1 pseudogene is annotated in these 1044 nt (G+C 69.2%); it reads left to right on the top strand.

What is annotated here, in order from left to right:
- Positions 1–1044: pseudogene (locus DAI20_RS19215) on the top strand (phosphoribosylformylglycinamidine synthase); the annotation flags it as partial.

Genomic DNA, 1044 nt, shown 5'->3' with positions numbered 1-1044 from the left:
TACTTCGTGCAGCCCGAAGGCAGCGCCGCCCCCGACCTGACCACCCTGTGCCGCATCCTTGAAGCGGCGCCGCAGGCCGAAGCCGTGGCCGAAGGCGCGGTCAGCCGCATCGTGGTGCCGCGCCTGGGCACGCTGTCGCCGTGGTCGAGCAAGGCCACCGAACTGGTCCGCGGTGCCGGGCAGCCGGTCAGCCGGGTGGAACGCGGCCTGCGCATTGACGTGCAGGGCTGGCCGGCCGATGCCGCCGCACAGCAGGCGCTGGTCAAGGCGCTGCACGACCCGATGACGCAGTCGGTGCTGGAAACCGTGGAACAGGGCCAGGCGCTGTTCTCGGCGCCGGCCCGGGGTGAACTGGAACGCGTGCCGGTGGACCAGCTGGAGGCGGCCAACCAGCGCCTCGGCCTGGCCATGGCGCAGGACGAGATCGACTACCTGCGCGAACGCTTCACCGCGCTGGGCCGGTCGCCGTCGGACGTCGAGCTGATGATGTTCGCGCAGGCCAATTCCGAGCACTGCCGCCACAAGATCTTCAACGCCAGCTGGACCATCGACGGCCAGGAACAGGACCGTTCGCTGTTCCGGATGATCAAGAACACCCACCAGCAGACCCCGCAGCACACGCTCAGCGCGTACAGCGACAATGCCGCGGTGATCGAAGGCCATCCGGCGTCCCGCTACCGCCCCGATCCGGCCAGTGGCGAGTACCGCCGGGAAGCACAGGTGCCCAGCGCGTTCCAGATCAAGGTGGAAACGCACAACCATCCGACCGCGATCGCGCCGTTCCCGGGCGCATCCACCGGCAATGGTGGTGAGATCCGCGACGAAGGCGCGACCGGTCGTGGCGGCAAGCCGAAGGCGGGCCTGTCCGGTTTCTCGGTCTCGCACCTGCGCATTCCGGAACTGCCGCAGCCGTGGGAAGCGCCGCGCGCGCTGAACCCGCGCATGGCACCGGCACTGGAAATCATGACCGACGGCCCGCTTGGTGGCGCTGCGTTCAACAACGAGTTCGGCCGCCCGAACCTGCTCGGCTACTTCCGCAGCTTC

The organism is Planctomonas deserti, assembly GCF_003067705.1.
In the GTDB taxonomy this organism is placed as follows: domain Bacteria; phylum Actinomycetota; class Actinomycetes; order Actinomycetales; family Microbacteriaceae; genus Planctomonas; species Planctomonas deserti.
The sequence above is the reverse complement of the archived record's forward strand: the minus strand, read 5'-3'. Positions and strand labels throughout refer to the sequence as shown.